Source organism: Niabella aurantiaca DSM 17617 (assembly GCF_000374125.1).
In the GTDB taxonomy this organism is placed as follows: domain Bacteria; phylum Bacteroidota; class Bacteroidia; order Chitinophagales; family Chitinophagaceae; genus Niabella; species Niabella aurantiaca.
Map to the genome: position 1 here is coordinate 289,157 of NZ_KB893643.1, position 15,975 is coordinate 305,131.

At 45.1% G+C, this 15,975-nt stretch carries 16 protein-coding genes and 1 tRNA gene; 5 read left to right on the top strand and 12 right to left on the bottom strand.

Annotated features, from left to right (window positions below; all coding sequences use genetic code 11):
- Nucleotides 1-305 precede the first annotated feature (305 nt).
- Nucleotides 306-605, top strand: coding sequence for a hypothetical protein (locus B160_RS0118110; protein ID WP_018629339.1), 300 nt, complete (start codon nucleotides 306-308; stop codon nucleotides 603-605).
- Between the two features lie 9 nt (nucleotides 606-614).
- Here B160_RS0118110 and B160_RS0118115 read toward each other — a convergent pair whose 3' ends face one another.
- The 10 genes from B160_RS0118115 to B160_RS0118165 form a co-directional block, all read right to left on the bottom strand.
- Nucleotides 615-863 (bottom strand): hypothetical protein, encoded by a 249-nt coding sequence (locus B160_RS0118115; RefSeq protein WP_018629340.1) that lies wholly within the window; start codon nucleotides 861-863, stop codon nucleotides 615-617.
- 524 nt (nucleotides 864-1,387) lie between these two features.
- Nucleotides 1,388-1,732: a VTT domain-containing protein gene (locus tag B160_RS29610; protein WP_018629342.1), complete on the bottom strand. Its 345-nt coding sequence runs from the start codon at nucleotides 1,730-1,732 to the stop codon at nucleotides 1,388-1,390.
- Nucleotides 1,733-1,777: 45 nt separating this feature from the next.
- On the bottom strand, nucleotides 1,778-2,224 hold the full coding sequence (locus tag B160_RS0118130) for a helix-turn-helix domain-containing protein (RefSeq protein ID WP_018629343.1): 447 nt from the start codon (nucleotides 2,222-2,224) through the stop codon (nucleotides 1,778-1,780).
- Nucleotides 2,225-2,236: 12 nt separating this feature from the next.
- The gene (locus B160_RS0118135; RefSeq protein WP_018629344.1) at nucleotides 2,237-2,563 is read right to left on the bottom strand and encodes a type II toxin-antitoxin system HigB family toxin; all 327 of its coding nucleotides are present in this window, start codon (nucleotides 2,561-2,563) and stop codon (nucleotides 2,237-2,239) included.
- Between the two features lie 180 nt (nucleotides 2,564-2,743).
- Nucleotides 2,744-3,853: a Fic family protein gene (locus B160_RS0118140; RefSeq protein ID WP_018629345.1), complete on the bottom strand. Its 1,110-nt coding sequence runs from the start codon at nucleotides 3,851-3,853 to the stop codon at nucleotides 2,744-2,746.
- A 180-nt stretch (nucleotides 3,854-4,033) separates the two neighbouring features.
- A complete protein-coding gene (locus tag B160_RS0118145) occupies nucleotides 4,034-5,407 on the bottom strand; it encodes a site-specific integrase (RefSeq protein WP_018629346.1) in 1,374 nt (457 codons plus the stop codon).
- A 196-nt stretch (nucleotides 5,408-5,603) separates the two neighbouring features.
- Nucleotides 5,604-5,677 (bottom strand) — tRNA-Asp (locus B160_RS0118150).
- A gap of 85 nt (nucleotides 5,678-5,762) precedes the next feature.
- A complete protein-coding gene (rlmB, locus tag B160_RS0118155; RefSeq protein ID WP_018629347.1) occupies nucleotides 5,763-6,533 on the bottom strand; it encodes a 23S rRNA (guanosine(2251)-2'-O)-methyltransferase RlmB in 771 nt (256 codons plus the stop codon).
- Nucleotides 6,534-6,558: 25 nt separating this feature from the next.
- Nucleotides 6,559-7,065, bottom strand: coding sequence for a DUF4112 domain-containing protein (locus B160_RS0118160; RefSeq protein ID WP_018629348.1), 507 nt, complete (start codon nucleotides 7,063-7,065; stop codon nucleotides 6,559-6,561).
- A gap of 53 nt (nucleotides 7,066-7,118) precedes the next feature.
- A complete protein-coding gene (locus B160_RS0118165; protein WP_018629349.1) occupies nucleotides 7,119-7,682 on the bottom strand; it encodes an NUDIX domain-containing protein in 564 nt (187 codons plus the stop codon).
- Between the two features lie 197 nt (nucleotides 7,683-7,879).
- Here B160_RS0118165 and B160_RS0118175 point away from each other — a divergent pair, with 197 nt between their 5' ends.
- Together B160_RS0118175 and B160_RS0118180 are read left to right on the top strand one after the other, a co-directional pair.
- The gene (locus B160_RS0118175; RefSeq protein WP_018629351.1) at nucleotides 7,880-8,485 is read left to right on the top strand and encodes a superoxide dismutase family protein; all 606 of its coding nucleotides are present in this window, start codon (nucleotides 7,880-7,882) and stop codon (nucleotides 8,483-8,485) included.
- 149 nt (nucleotides 8,486-8,634) lie between these two features.
- A complete protein-coding gene (locus B160_RS0118180) occupies nucleotides 8,635-9,990 on the top strand; it encodes a saccharopine dehydrogenase C-terminal domain-containing protein (protein ID WP_018629352.1) in 1,356 nt (451 codons plus the stop codon).
- 275 nt (nucleotides 9,991-10,265) lie between these two features.
- Here the strand turns inward: B160_RS0118180 and dapA are convergent, their stop codons facing one another.
- Nucleotides 10,266-11,159 carry a 4-hydroxy-tetrahydrodipicolinate synthase gene (dapA, locus tag B160_RS0118185; RefSeq protein ID WP_018629353.1) on the bottom strand — a complete coding sequence of 298 codons (894 nt, stop codon included), beginning with the start codon at nucleotides 11,157-11,159 and terminating at the stop codon, nucleotides 10,266-10,268.
- 107 nt (nucleotides 11,160-11,266) lie between these two features.
- Nucleotides 11,267-12,244, bottom strand: a complete 978-nt coding sequence (locus tag B160_RS0118190; RefSeq protein WP_026309849.1) for an acetyl-CoA carboxylase carboxyltransferase subunit alpha — start codon at nucleotides 12,242-12,244, stop codon at nucleotides 11,267-11,269.
- A gap of 216 nt (nucleotides 12,245-12,460) precedes the next feature.
- Here B160_RS0118190 and B160_RS0118195 point away from each other — a divergent pair, with 216 nt between their 5' ends.
- On the top strand, nucleotides 12,461-13,312 hold the full coding sequence (locus B160_RS0118195; RefSeq protein WP_051107206.1) for a polysaccharide biosynthesis/export family protein: 852 nt from the start codon (nucleotides 12,461-12,463) through the stop codon (nucleotides 13,310-13,312).
- A gap of 68 nt (nucleotides 13,313-13,380) precedes the next feature.
- On the top strand, nucleotides 13,381-15,780 hold the full coding sequence (locus B160_RS29615; protein ID WP_018629356.1) for a GumC family protein: 2,400 nt from the start codon (nucleotides 13,381-13,383) through the stop codon (nucleotides 15,778-15,780).
- Nucleotides 15,781-15,975 lie beyond the last annotated feature (195 nt).

A 15,975-nucleotide genomic window follows, 5' to 3' on the forward strand; every position in this document is an offset into this window, starting at 1 on the left:
TTCGTCTAAAGAGTAAACACGCTAAAAAGCTCAGCAATATATTAACGAGTTTGCCCTAAAAAAGCGGTATATTCAGGAACTGTAAATTACTCCCATGACCTGTTTTACTTTTTTAGGGATTTTCGGGTATCATTACAGGAAAAGCCAGGGGATTAGCTCGGCAGCTTTTTTCCCCCTGTGCTACGGGATACGGGACTGAATAACAGGCTTAAATCTCCAACAGGGCACAGTCCATTTTGGTGCCGGTAAGCGTCGGTATGGATACCAGTTTGCTATTATGTTTATTAACCGAAGAACGAAACAACATGGAACAAGATCCTGTTTTAATAATAACCAGCTTCCGGAAAACTGCGTTTCGATTGTTTGAAGAGCTTTACCACGATTTTAAAGAGCAGGCTGGGAAATTAGACCGTCAAACAGACGAAAATGTATTTCAACAGTTGTGTGGAAGATACGAGCGCCGGCTGCAATACCAATTGGGCCAGGAGGCCAAAGATTTGATACGCACTTATAAACGAAACGGCATATTGCAGTTACAGCAATCGCTTACTGAGCATATTACGTATTGCCTGTTGGAGTTTAAAAGAAAAGCCGGTAGCCTTTAGAAGGCGCCATTAGCCGGTAATCTCCAGCTTTGTAAATCCATCTCCATAAAAAACGCGGGCCAGATCCTCATTTCTGGTCTTGTCATATTCAGCAATCCTGCTTTCATCTACAATCCGCCAAAAATTTTTCAGCTTTAATTCATTATAGTCTGTTGTTTGTATAAATAGCCCTTTAATTGAAGAACAACTTTTAAACCAGATCTCGAATACGGGTCGGTTTTGTTTTTGTATGGCGCTGCCTATTTGTTCGGATGTCATATAAGTAAATATATTTATCGGGAAGGTTTGTGACGTAACAGGTTTGTTTATAATGATCAATGGTCTATAAGTGCATAATTATTGTTCAACGATTATGCCTGATAATATGGGCTTCATTCATCCAGCTAAACTGCATGTGAGCCCGGTGCTGTCTTTTAAAAATACATGGTATCAAATTCAAATAGTGATCAAAACACTCGGAGGACTGAAGAAATACCCAACTCCCCCAATTCTGTTATCAGGCTTCCCTATTGAAACCCAACCGTTATTTATGATTGATTTTGGTTAAACTGCGTGAATGAAAGCGGAAAGAGACAGGAATACAAAAAGTCAGAGAAATAAGAACCGTAGAAAATTTAAATTACTTATGTGCTATTGCGTTGCTGAAGATACACTATTAATAACATACTACAACAAAAAAAATATATTGCCGGATTACCTGGACTCAAAAAAGGAAATCAGGTATAAATTTAGGAGATATCAGACGGAGTTGCTTCAATAGGGTTCCCTTTACAAAAAGAAGATTAAATACCTGCATCAGGAGATTGTTTTTCCTTTTTGAATCTTCGTATAATTTTAATTACAACAGGCACCGTAACCAGCACAATAATTGCCATCACTACATAATTAAGGTAAGGGCGTAAAAAGGGCATGGTTCCTATTACATAACCGGCAATTGAAAAACAAAGTATCCATCCTACAGAACCAATAAAGGCAAATAACAAAAAACGGCTGAATTTTTGTTGGATGATGCCCCCAACAATGGGAGTGAAAGTGCGAATCAAAGGAAGAAATGCACCAACAATCAATGCCATGCCGCCATATCTTTCATCTAATATCAATTCAACAGTTACTTTTACTTTTTTCATTTTGGGTCTGGCTTGTCCAGGCAAAGGCGTTTTAAAAATTAGTACCTATGCAACTTCCAACTCTTTTTTTGTGTTCATTACACTTGCATTCCTTAAATGTGCATTTTCCGGCACCGTTAATTTATAGGGCCGGTTAAGCGCCTCCTGTGAAATTTTAAACCGGGTGGCCAGCTTGCGGATCACTTCTTTTGAAAGCCCCTTTTTATAGTTCAGAATATCCGAAATGTATCCTTTGCTCATATTTAAGACGGGCACCAGGTCCTTGGCCTTAAGATTATGGTCTTTCATAAGAGATTGCAGAAGTTGTATGGGGTCTAACTCTTCAAAGGTGTTATGCGCCTCGTCCCATTTTTCAATAAGCAGGGTAAGCAATGCAATTTCGTCTTTTGTATCCCGGTCTTTACTGCCGGAAAACAACAACTGCTCCAATGCATTACAATAATCCCTGTACTGGGTTTTACTGGTAATTACCTTATATTTTAATGTTGCCATAACTCCTTTTCTTTAATAGTCGCTTCTTGTGTATTGTTCATCATTTGCACATAACTTGTCATACTGTGCACCTATCCAGCAAATGAATAAATGCATCTGTTTATCTCCAAAAGCATACTTGCCAATCATCCTGTATTTATTACCACCAATGTCAAATACCACTCTGTTGCTGCCATTGCCCAGCAAATCAACACTGGGAAAAGTGGCTGCAATATCCGCCGGACTGTCCCAATCTCCATACTTTACTTTTATAAGCCATTCTGCAAAAGAGGCCCCGCTTTGGGCATTGTGTCTTACAAAGTCCTCTATGGTTTCTTTTCCTATCAGGTGAACTTTCATAGTAAAGTTACGTTTTTTTATTCAAAAGTTCACATTTTGAGAACTCATAAATACCGCAAGCTAACTGGTTGAAAACAGTAACACTATTAAAATACGTAGTTTTATTGAAAGCGGATAGAGTAAGTTATGCACCCATTATTTTAAGCCAACAATTTTACTATTGGTGCAAGAGCGGTTCCGTTAAAACAAAGCATCATTTAGCAGGTAACTGGTGCTTCTGCCGCCTGCCGGTTCTTTCACTAACAGTTGCCGGTTTATCAGGTCCTGGATATCCCGTATAGCTGTGTCTTGTGAGGTTTTGGCAATTTTTGCCCATTTGGAGGAGGTGAGCTTACCGGTAAACCCATCCAGCAATTTATTCAGCATCAGCTTTTGCCGGTCGTTTAAAGTATGCGTGGCCGGCTGTTTCCAAAAGGAGGCCTTCCTCATTACCCCGGCTAATGTGATGCCTGCTGCATCTATGGATCGGCCCAAACAGCCCAGGAACCAATGGATCCATGGGGTTATATCCATCCGGCCTTTTTGGGTAGCCTCCAGTACATCATAATAGGCCTTGCGCTCAGCCCGGATCTGGGTAGACATGCTGTAAAACCGCTGGCGGCTTTCATCTGCGCGGGCCAGCTGCATATCCGTTATAGCCCGGGCTATGCGGCCATTACCATCATCAAACGGGTGTATCGTCACAAACCATAAATGGGCAATAGCTGCCCTTAGTACCGGGTCTGTTTTGTCCGGAGCATTAAACCAGTCCAGGAATGCTTTCATTTCAGCCGGAACCTTGTCTGCATACGGTGCCTGGAAATGCACGGTCTCCCGCCCCATAGGACCGGATACTACCTGCATGGGATCATCAGGCAGGTTATCCCGCCATTGGCCGGTTATGATCCGGTGCATACCGCTGCGCCCTGCCGGGAACAAAGAAGCCTGCCAGCCAAAAAGACGGTCTTCTGTAAGTAACTCCTGATATTGCTGGGTGGCGTCCAACATCATTTCAACAACGCCCTCCACATTACGGTCGGCAGGAACTAAACCGGCTATATCCATTCCCAAACGCCGGGCTACTGAGGAGCGCACCTGTTCGGCATCCAATACCTCACCCTCTATTTCACTGGATTTAAGCACATCCAGTGTAAGGGTTTGCAGGGTGGCTTCCTCCCGCAGATTAAACCCCAGGTTTTCCATTCGCCCCAATAGCCGGCCCTGCTGATGGCGTACGCCTGCCAGTAAGGAAGCTATTTCTTCCGTGTTCCATTGAAAATGAGGCCATTGGGTCAATTGATAGATATACATTCTACGCGTTTTATGCAACGAATATATCAATTATTCGCCGCATTAGCAATTTTATACGCAAAAAATGCAAAGAATAAAGCTGTTATTCTCCGCACATACCCAAGCATAATATGAATATTCATTAATAGCCCACTGCTTTCTGTATTTTCCAAGCTTACGCATTCTTTAGTTTTATACTCTCTAATTATACTGCAATTCCATTTCAGCTACCGTCTCTTTTATCAATTTCATATCGTTTCTGGCCAACCATAAATCTCTAATTTTCCTTGCGGCCTCTTCAGGAGTAATGCGGATATATTTGTAAAAATCCTTTGTTCTTTTGTGACCACTTATTTTCATAATGAGTTCAACAGGTGTGCCGGCTAAAAACTCGTTAGTACAAAAAGAACGGCGTGCAGTATGAGATGTGATCCATTCATATTTTGACTTGGTAACCGTTATTGTTTGGTTCTCTTTTTTGTATGAGAATTTTACTATTTGGGTAATCCCTGCAAGTTTTCCAATTGTCTTAATATGCCTGTTAAATTCAGGGTTTGTCAACTCGGGAATACGGTCGCGGAATTGGCGGGTGAAAATTAATTTTGCTTCGTGTCGTAAGGGGATAATCACCCAATGGTCAGATTTTTCCTGTTTTTTATAAAGCATACCCCATTGCAGATCTTCAGGCCGCAGAGTAGAAAAATCTGAAAATCGCAGTCCCGTTAGGCAGGCTAATACAAACAGATCCCGGTACTCAATAAGATATGGATGCTCTGATAAGTCCGCTTGATAAATCTTGGCGATTTCCTCATAAGTCAGGTATATAGCATCACTTTCTTCCTCCGGTATTTTAAAATCAGAAAGATCGATTGGCTTAACAATTTTTCGTTTAGCCCTGTCTTTAATAAACCCCCGGAGATGCTTGATCGTTTTTCCAATGGTGTTTAATTTTAGCCCGGTCTGCACCGTTTTTCTGCGGATATGTATATGTTCAAAGGTCAGGTAGTCTACAAAATCTTCGTAAAAGCTAAAATCGAAGCTATCAAAGGATATTTCCTGCCCCCGGAACGCCTCAAAGGCGAGCAAATGGGACTTTACATTGCCATAAACGGTAAGGGTGGCTTTACTTACTTTCCTTTTCTTGGATTTTATGTACTCATCAAATTGATAGTATACATTTATTCGATTCTTTTTCTCAGTTTCCTGCTGTTCTGCTGCCTCTTTTTCTTTTGTCTCAATATCGTTAAAGTCAAACGTTGGCGAAAAATGCGTCTTTGCAAATTGGGCGCGAGCTTCAAGTGGAATTTTCTTTAACCCTGCATAGGTTACAATGTCTTCGACAATTTTTTTTAGCCTCTTTAGTTCATCATTGAGCTCATTGTAATCTCCATGATTTGCAGGAAGCCGTTCACTAATACAGCGACCTGCTTTATCCCAATAGGTAGGAGGTATTTTAACATCCGTTCCAAACAAAGGTTTCTGGCTTTCATTGCAGCAGTACTGAACAAAAATGGAACAGGTTCCATCAGCATGAACCTGGCCTGTGCGACAAATTAACTTAACTGGGAGTGCCATAGCTTGAACAATTTTATTGACTCCGGTAGCCTAAATTTTTAGTCTACTTTTAGTCTACTTTTTTAAATTGTTAAGCTGTTTTAAAGGTAGTAAGGAATTTTAGAGCGTTCTGTTATTAGAACCTGAAAGTCAGCCTCTTGAAAGTAAAGTGGGGTAAAAAGCAAAAAGGATCATCATTGCTGATAATCCTTTTTTGCGGACCGGACGGGACTCGAACCCGCGACCTCCGCCGTGACAGGGCGGCATTCTAACCAACTGAACTACCGATCCTTATACCAATTTTCTGTTGGGAGTGCAAATATAGCTGTAGATTTTTTGCTGTCAAAATTTTTCGCAGCTTTTTTATATAAATTCTCTAAATAATTGTCCGCTGCTTCATCGCCTCATACAGGATCATACCGGCGGCAACAGATACATTCAGACTTTCAAAACGGTTGTGCATGGGAATGGAGATCGTCGTATCGCATATTTTCAGCAATGCCGGGTAGATCCCTTTTTCTTCGCTTCCCATTACAATGGCCGATGGAACCGCAAAATCGGCTGCCGACACCGGGACGGAAGCATCCATGGCGCTGGCAAAAACAGTGATCCCATTCAGATGCAGCTCATCAACCGCCTTCATCAGGCTGTTTACCCTGCAAACAGGTATTTTTTCCAACGCCCCTGCCGAAGTAAGGATCGCATCTTCGTTCAGGGCGCCTACCCCTTTGTCGGGGATGATGATGGCATGCACGCCGCAGCACCAGGCCGTGCGCGCGATCCCGCCGATGTTCCGGATGTCGGTGATACCATCCAATATCAAAAACAGGGGGACCTGGCCATTTTCAACCACCAGCGAAACCACGTCCTGCAGGTTCTGGTACACGATCTTTGATCTCTGAGCGATGACCCCTTCATGAGCAGCTACATTAAAATGTGCCAGTTTTACGGCAGGTACATAGTTAACCGGGACCTGTTTGGCAGCAGCCAGGCGCCGTATTTCGCCGGTGACCGGGTCATTCAGCTTTTGATCAAGATAAATACGGTCAAGTGTCTCACCCTGCCCCAGGGCCTCCAATACCGCCTGCTTTCCATAAACCAGGCTGGACTTTTTTGGTCTTTGTTGTTTCTTTCTGAAATCTTTCACTACGCAAAGAAAAGGAAATCGGGCCTTAAAAATTAAATTTTACGCCTCCCGATTTTTCATCCCATGCTAATATCCATTGCAGGAGCTTAACGGCCAGGATCACCAGAAGCACCAGCACGACCCCGGCAACGATCAAAACGGCAAAAATAACCGGCCGGGCGCTTCCCCTGTGTTTGTCTTCGGTATAGTGCTCCGTAAGCAATTTGACGTTGCGCGTATTGGCTTTGTATGCAAAATCAAAGATCCATCCCAAAACGGGGACGGTCCCTGCTAAGGCGTCCAGGGTAGCATTTACAACCATCCTGGCCACCAGCCTGCCCGAGGCCCCGTACCGGGCCATGGTGATGATCAGTCCAACCGACATCAGGTAAGCGCTCAGGTCACCCACCACAGGTATCAGATTCAGGATGGGATCCAGTCCAAACTTAAAGCCTCCGATGGAAAATTGCTCATCCATCAGCTTACTGATAGTGCGGATGGTTTTCAGACGTGGATCATTGGGAACTGGCGGATTGGCCCGGGACTGGTTCATATACGTATTTTTAACCGGTACTGCGGCAACGGCCCGCAGGAACGTAAAAGATTTTAAAACAGGGGGATTCCCCTTTCCAGCATCAGCGCTGCTTTTTGAAGCGCTGCTACGGAAATGGCATCGGTGATCCTACCTTGCTCAACCATCCCAAACGCTTCCTGCAGGGGCAGTTTTTTGATCGTCAGCTGCTCCGTTTCCTCCGGCTGTGGAGTGCTTTGTATCAGGCCGCTGGCCAGGTACACTATTGCCAGCTCATCCGATACCGAATTGGATAAATGCATTCTTAGCAGCTCTTTCCATTGCCTGGCCTCCAATCCTGCTTCTTCCAGCAATTCCCGTTTTGCACTCTCCAGCGGATCACTTCCTTCGGGGCAGCCGCCTTCCGGGATCTCCCAGGTATATACATCGATGGCAAACCGGTATTGCCCGATCAGGCAGGTATGCTGATGCTCATCCACAACAAGAATTCCGATCGCCACATTTTTAAAATGCACCTTTCCATAGATCCCCTTTCCTCCCGAAGGGTTGATGACATCATAAGCCGTCACATTGATCCAGGGATTGTCATACACTTCCTGTTTCGCCAATACCTTCCATGGATTTTCCATCACTGTCATTTCTTTTGTTTGAACGATAAAATTAACGATTATTCTTCCAGTATTTTGTCAGAATGAACCATAACATTGCCTTCTTTCCATTCAATCGTTCCGGTATGAAAATACAAATCTGACAGCCGGACCTTCTTTAATAACAATAATTCATTTAGTTTTGCGTATTAATAGAGTATCACTCAACACTTTTTAAAATAATGATTATGAAAAAAATCTTCTTCTCTGCAGGTGTTGCCGCCCTGATGATCCTGGGATCCTGCGGAAACAGCGCTACAGAATCCGACAGCGCCGACTCAACAGCCGGAACGCAGGCTGATACCGCAGCAGTGACTCCTGAAGCCGCCGCCGAGGGAACACAGGTAGCCGTGGCAAACCTGCAACTGACCAGCGACAGCACCAAGAATATCGGTACTGCAAAATTTTATAAGCTGACCGATGGAAAGATCCGGATGGATTTAGAGATCAATATGCAGGAACGGGCCGACAGTAATGTGGCCGTACATTTCCATGAGCATGGCGATTGTGGCATGAAAGGTGAGAATTCGCACGGGCACTGGAACCCAACGAAGGCGGAACACGGAGAATGGGGCTCAGCAGCGTTCCATTCCGGCGATATCGGCAATATCAAACTGGATGCTTCCGGCCACGGAACCAAAAGCGTAACGACTGATCTGTGGAGCACAGATCCGGGCGATAAAGAGATCATTGGCCGTGCGGTTATCGTACACGGCGGTACGGACGACTATAAATCACAACCTTCCGGCAACAGCGGCCCGCGTGTGGGATGCGGCGTTATTACAAAACTATAACGATACCGTCCTTTATCTTTTTCAGGAGGCTACAGTAATTGCAGCCTCTTTCTATTCCGGCCACGGGAGCCGGCGTACATAAACCAGCGATTGCGATCGCGCTGAATTCCGGATCCGGCCTTAGCTATATTTTCTTTAACTTGTAGGCAATGAAAAAGATCCTCTTGTTTGGCGCCGGCAAATCTGCAACGGTATTGATCGGATACCTACTCCGCCATGCCAGAACCGAAAACTGGACACTGACCATCGCGGATATAGACCGGGAGCCGGCACAAAGCAAGCTCAACGGTCATGAACAGGGCAAAGCGGTTGTTGTGGATCTGAATGACCCGCAAGCCCGGAAACAGCTGGTCGAAGACGCAGACATTGTGATTTCCATGCTGCCGCCCTCTTTTCATGTGCGCATCGCCGAAGACTGTGTGAAATGCAAAAAGCATTTTCTGAATGCTTCCTATATTGACGACGGACTCCGTCAGTTAAAAAGCCTGATTGAAAAAGACAACCTGCTTTTTCTTTGTGAAACGGGGCTTGATCCCGGCATCGATCATATGAGTGCCATGCAGCTCTTTGATAAGATCAGGAGTAAAGGGGGTACCATATCCAGCTTCAGATCCCATTGCGGAGGCCTGATCGCTCCGGAGGATGACAACAATCCCTGGCACTATAAGATCAGCTGGAACCCGCGGAATATAGCACTGGCGGGCTATGCAGGCGCCGTCTATAAAGAGCATAACGTTATCACAGAACGCTCTTACCCCGAAGTATTTGAGAACTGCCCGGTTCTGGAGATCCCGCCACTGGGAAAATGGGCTTGTTATCCCAACCGGAACTCGTTAGCTTATATTCCGGTTTACCAGCTGGAAAATACAGCAACCATCATCCGCAATACGCTCCGGCATCCGGACTTTTGTACTGCCTGGTATTATATTGTTATTGCCGGACTGTCCACGCCCACCGACGACCTGATGCTCACAAACTTCCAGGGAAAATCTATAAAAGACTGGTTTACGGCCTGTCTGAATGTCCATACCAAATCAGAAACATTTGATGATTTTTTGGAGCGCTGTGTTGCCGCGCCCCGGCAGGAGCTTGTACGTCATTTGTTTCACTATCTCGGGTTCTTCAGCGATGAACGGATCCCCAACCACGTACGTTCTTCAGCGGATATCCTGCAATACCTGCTGGAAACAAGACTACCGCTGGCAGCCGGTGATCGCGACATGATCATTATGATTCATGAAATCGGGTATGAAATACAGGGACAGCAGCGGAAAACGGTGAGCTCGCTTATGGTAAAAGGTGATGATGCCTTGCATACGGCGATGGCAAAAACGGTTGGATTGCCGCTCGGCATTGCAGCGAGGCTGATCTTAAACGGCCGTATTACCACTACCGGTTTACAGATCCCGGTTATAAAAGAGCTCTATATTCCCATTCTTGCGGAACTGGAGCAGAACGGCATCCGGTTTACGGAAGATGACCATCCGATGCCGGCAGGTTTTTAAACCGTCCTTAATAACGGAAACCGGCAAGCCCCCGGAACGCATCAAGGTATCCGTTTTATCCGGAGCGCGTCAATTGCTGTACCACTTTTTTAGGACCAAAAAAAAACTGATACAATTTTTTTGTCACAACAAATGATGGGGGCTTTCAACACAGCCCTATTGGCATACTTGAAAGGAAAAAGATGGCATCCAAAAGCCCGTTTATAGCCTATTGCCGTTTTGAATATCCACTCCGGGCGGATGTTTCAGCCCCATTAAAAGCGATCGGTTGTGTATTACTGCCCGGCAATCACCGCCATCAGCTGATCGATATACGCTTCGTGGGCCTTGCTGACGGGCACCACCGGCAGCCGCATCGCATTGCTGCAATAGCCCATCTTATTTAATACATATTTAACACCTGAAGGATTCCCTTCTTTAAACAGGGCGTCTACGATATCCAGGTATTTTAAATGGATCGGAAGTGCCTCTTCAAATTTCCCGGCAAGGCAAAGGCGCACCATATCGGAATACTCCCGTGGGTATGCGTTGGCCACCACGGAAATCAGTCCTTTGGCGCCACAGGCGATCATGGGGAGCGTAATGGAATCATCGCCGCTGATCACCATAAAATCATCCGGCTTTCCTTTCATGATCTGGTTCACCTGTTCAAAACTTCCCGAAGCTTCTTTGGTGGCAAAGATATTTTTGCAGTCATGCGCAATGCGCAATGTCGTTTCTACAGACACGCTCATGCCGGTACGGCCCGGTACATTATACATAATGACCGGCAGCGGAGCAACATCATTCAGCGCTTTGTAATGCTGATAGATCCCCTCCTGCCTGGGTTTGTTATAATAGGGAGATACCGAAAGGATCGCATCGAACCCATCCAGTTTCATATTCCCAAATGCCTCGAGCACTTCCTGTGTATCATTGCCGCCTACACCGGCAACAAGTGGCACCCTCCCGGCAGCGATTTTTTTAACAAAATCAAACACTTCCTGCTCTTCCTCCCGGGTCTGCGTGGCACTTTCGCCCGTGGTGCCTACGGCAACCAGGTATTCTATTTTATTTTCAATCCAGAAATGGATCAGCCGCTCAAAATTTTTCCAATCAATGGAACGATCTTCATTAAACGGAGTAACAATTGCAATGCCCGTTCCTGTAAATTTCTGTTGTAATGACATTTATGTAAGAGATATTTAGATATTAGACGTTAGATATTCGATGTCAGACTTTGGTTACAGCGTCCTCAATATTGAAACGGCGATCATGGCCATTCACTATTGCCCATTTACTGTTTATATTCTTCCCAGAATCCCATCCTGGAGAATTTTTCGATCCGATCATTGATCCGTTGCTGCGGGTCCTTCGGTTTTAGTTCCTTCAGCGAGGCGATCAATTGTTGTTTCAGGTTGTGGGCAGCAACTGAATAGTTCCAATGCGCACCGCCTTCCGGTTCCGGAACGATCCCGTCAATTAGACCAAATTCCTTCATTTTGGCAGATGTCAGTTTTAATTGTTCGGCTGCTTTCATTTTAAAATCCCAGCTCCGCCACAAGATCGTAGAACAGTTTTCCGGGGAGATAACGGTGTACCAGGTATTTTCCATCATAAAAACACGGTCGCCCACGCCTATTCCCAAAGCTCCGCCGCTGGCACCCTCACCGATGATCACGCAGATGACCGGCACTTTCAGTCGCATCATTTCATAAATATTCCGGGCGATCGCTTCTCCCTGTCCTCTTTCTTCAGCTTCCAGGCCCGGAAACGCACCCGGGGTATCAATTAAGGTAATGATCGGTTTGTTAAATTTTTCCGCCAGTTTCATCAGGCGCAGCGCCTTCCGGTATCCTTCGGGATTGGCCATTCCGAAATTACGAAGCTGGCGCTTTTTCGTATTGGAACCTTTTTGCTGTCCGATGATCATAACTGTCTGACCATCAAGCGTAGCAAATCCTCCCACCATGGCCTTGTCATCCTTTATATTCCGGTCACCATACAATTCCACGTAATTCTCCGTCATCAGCTCAATATACTTATGTGTATAGGGGCGGTCCGGGTGGCGGCTCAATTGAACACGCTGCCAATCAGTGAGGTTCCCCGTGATGTTTTTACGCGTCTCAGCCACTTTCTGTTCCAGCTGCGCTACCTGATCGGAAAGGTCGATCTTTGTTTTTTCGGTCCGTTCTTTTGTTAATTCAATCTCATCCAAAAGGTCCTTAATCGGCTTTTCAAAATCCAAAAATTGTCTGACCTGGTCTTGTGGCATAATTTTTTCTTCTTGATACGCGTCGAAATTAAGAATTTCTGAAGGATAACCCGAAATTTTGGTCAAAAACATTCCCGGCCGTTTTTCCGGTTGGTCCTGACATTTTGTTAAATCGTATGTGTAAAATGATATAAATAAAACCTTTCCTAAAAAATCGTTTCTTAAACTTGCTCCGTTATCTTTGCAAACTATTCAATGCTCGAAACCTCGATATTTATGAAAATACTCGAAAACGCCCCCTTTAAAACGCAGGGAGGAGTGTGCGTAATACTCTCGTTCCTCATCGTATTTGCAGCAACATCCTGCCGTACGAGCAGGAATCTTGTGTACTTCAATAATTTACCACCGGAAGGAGATACGGCGCAGATCGTCAATAAGATGAGCGCAAAAATCGAGAAAGGAGACATCCTCGGGATCACCATTACCACCTTAAGCCCAGAATATAACCAACTTTTCAATTCAGGTGCCGCCCCGCAGGCTCTTATAACCTCACAGGGAAGCGCAACAAACCCGACAGCAACTTACAATAACAACAGTTTTGATGCAACCCGGAATGGTTTTCTGGTAGATGAAAACGGCCAGGTAAACCTGCCTGTTCTGGGAAAAATAGACGTTGTGGGGCTTACCCGTAAAGAGGCCCAGGACAAAATAACAGCGGAAGTTGCAAAAACCGCTAAGACCCCGATCGTAAATATTAAGTTCCTGAATTACAAAGTGACTGTAATCGGCGAAGTTGCCCGCCCCGGCTCTTTCACCGTTCCGGACGAACGGGTAAACGTGCTGGAGGCCCTGGGTATGGCCGGAGACCTTACCCCCTATGCCATCCGGGAAAACATTTTAGTGATCCGGGAAAAAGAAGGCAAAAGGACCATGCAGCGGATCAACCTGGCGGACAAGAACGTTTTCAGTTCGCCGTATTTTTATTTGCAGCAGAACGATGTGGTCTATGTGCAGCCCGAGAATGACCTGAAGGCCAAGCAGGCAGATGCAAGCAATTACCGCTGGGTGCCCATTGCAACCGCAGGGATCTCCGCTATAGCAGTGATCCTGGCTTCGTTGCTCCGCTAATGATGATGGCAGGCATTCGGAGAATGCAGCAGCTGAAATTTTTATGATTAACCATTTACCCCTTCTAAATGAACGAAGAATCTATCATATCCGCTGAACAACCTAAAGAGATCAATTTAAAGGCAGAAATTACCCGATATACCCGCAACTGGTATTGGTTTGTGATCGGTGTGCTTATCTGCCTGATCCTTGCCTTTTTTTATCTGCGATATACAACTCCCATTTATCAAACAACTGCAGAGTTGCTGGTAAAAGACGACAAAAAAGGAGGCGGAGGTGCTGCAGATGCCATGCAGATGTTCCAGGACCTGGATATCTTTAACACCACCAAGAGTGTAGACAATGAAGTACGCGTTCTGAAAAGTAAAAGCCTCTTGCAACGGGCTATGCGGCAAATACCTGCGTTACAACCTACCCAGCTTGTACAGGGAAATATACGCACTTCCGAAACTTATGGGAAAAGCAGCCCTTTTATTATACAGATCGATACCCTTTATGAAGATTCGCTTTTAAAAGGAAACGTTGGGAATTATTCGGTATCAGTAAATCAGGACCAGTCAGAATTAGTACTAACGGAGGATAACGGGAAATCACAGACTTTCCATTTCGGGCAAAAGATACAAAAACCCTTTGGTACTTTTAGTATTGTCCCTAGTCCCAAATACCGGTTTTCAGACAACAAGATCCTTCTCCGTTTTAATAACATTAAGGAATATGCGGCTGCGTACGCTAAAAACATGTCGATCGATGTAAGTGATCAGCAAACCAGCACTATTATTATTACGGTCAAAGACCCTGTTTCACAAAAAGCCATTGATATCATTAACAAACTGATTGAGGTCTATAATCAGGATGCCGTTGATGATAAAAATATCGTTTCCCGGAATACGGTGGCTTTTATTGACGATCGTTTGCGGACATTAGTTAGTGAGCTTTCGGGTGTGGAAAAAAAGGTATCGGAATTTAAGGAGAAGAATCAGATCACGGATGTCACTTCAGATATAAATCAGTATATGACCCAGACCCAGGGATTGTATCAGAAGCTGGAGGACGCCAAACTGCAGGCTTCCATTCTTACTTCCCTGCAAACCTATATCAGTAAACCGGGTAATGAACATACCCTGGTGCCCACTTCTCTGGGGATCCAGGATCCGACGCTCAATGGCCTGATCCAGAGTTTTAACGATCTGCAATTAAAACGCCAGCAAACGTTGACAACAGTAGAGCCGGATAATATCCTGGTGCAGAACATTGATAAGAGCATCAATACGGTGCGCAAAAGCATTTCAGAAAACATCCGTAACCTGCAGAAGGGAGTAAATGTAACCCAGGGGCTCATTCATAAGGATTATGGCCAGTTCCAATCGAAAATCAAGACCGTTCCTGCAGTAGAACGCCAGTTATTAGAGATCCAGCGGGAACAGGGTATTAAGCAAACAATTTATCAATATCTGTTGCAGAAAAGAGAAGAGTCGCTTATTTCATTAGCAGCAACCGTATCCAATTCCAGGATCATTGATGACACTGCTGCCGACGACAAACCTGTTTCACCCAAGAAAATGTTGATCTATCTGGGCGCGATCATCGCCGGTCTTTTGATTCCTTTTGCCATCATGTATATCCGGGATCTCCTGAATGACAAGGTCCGTCTGCAAAAAGATATCCTTTCCCGAACCAACATTCCTATCCTTGGCGAAATCATGCACGCCCAGTCGGATGAGGAATTGGTGGTAAAGGAAAACACCCGCTCCCCTATTTCAGAAATGTTTCGCCTGATCCGGAGCAATCTTAAATTTGCCACTTCAGGTGAAGATGATAAAGTTATTTTAACCACTTCCAGCATGAGTGGCGAAGGGAAGACTTTTTTCTGTACCAACCTGGGGGCCAGCCTGGTTCTGAGTGGGAAGAAGGTTGTACTGCTCGAATTTGACCTGCGGAAACCCAAACTATTAAAAGGCCTGGGCATAACTGCTTCCAGGGGCATTTCAAACTTCGTGATCGACCGGGGTCTCAGTCCATCGGACCTCGTGCAACCTGTGCCGGAGCTGAAAGGAATGTATATAATCGGATCAGGGCCCCTCCCTCCCAACCCGTCCGAGCTTTTGTTGAGCGAGCGGATTGCCGAACTCTTCAATTTTTTGAGACAGGAGTATGATCATATCATCATCGACTGTCCGCCAGTTGGCCAGGTATCAGACGCATTCACCCTGGGTACATTTGCCAATATCAGTGCTTATGTAGTGCGCTATAATTATACGTTTAAGGAGCAGCTGAATATTGTGCAGGATATCTACACCAACAAGAAACTAAATCATTTGATGATCGTCTTGAACGATGCCCGGCCCAAGAACTCTTATGGCTATGGTTACGGCTATGGCTACGGTTATGGCTATGGTCATAATAACGAACGGGATACAAAAGCAAAAAGAAGCCTGAAGAAAAAGGTCCGGGACGTCTTTAAGCGATAGAATGAGATAGATAATTTGGACTTCGAAATGAGCAAAAAACAGATATTGGCTACAGGTGGTGCCGGTTTTATCGGCCCTTATCCTACAGAATATTTTTCAAACAAAAATTGCGCGGTGCAGGTACCGGATAATTCTTTCATTGACCAGCGGCAAAATCTGGATTCATTATTTTTTCATCCGGATTCCGAACTAATG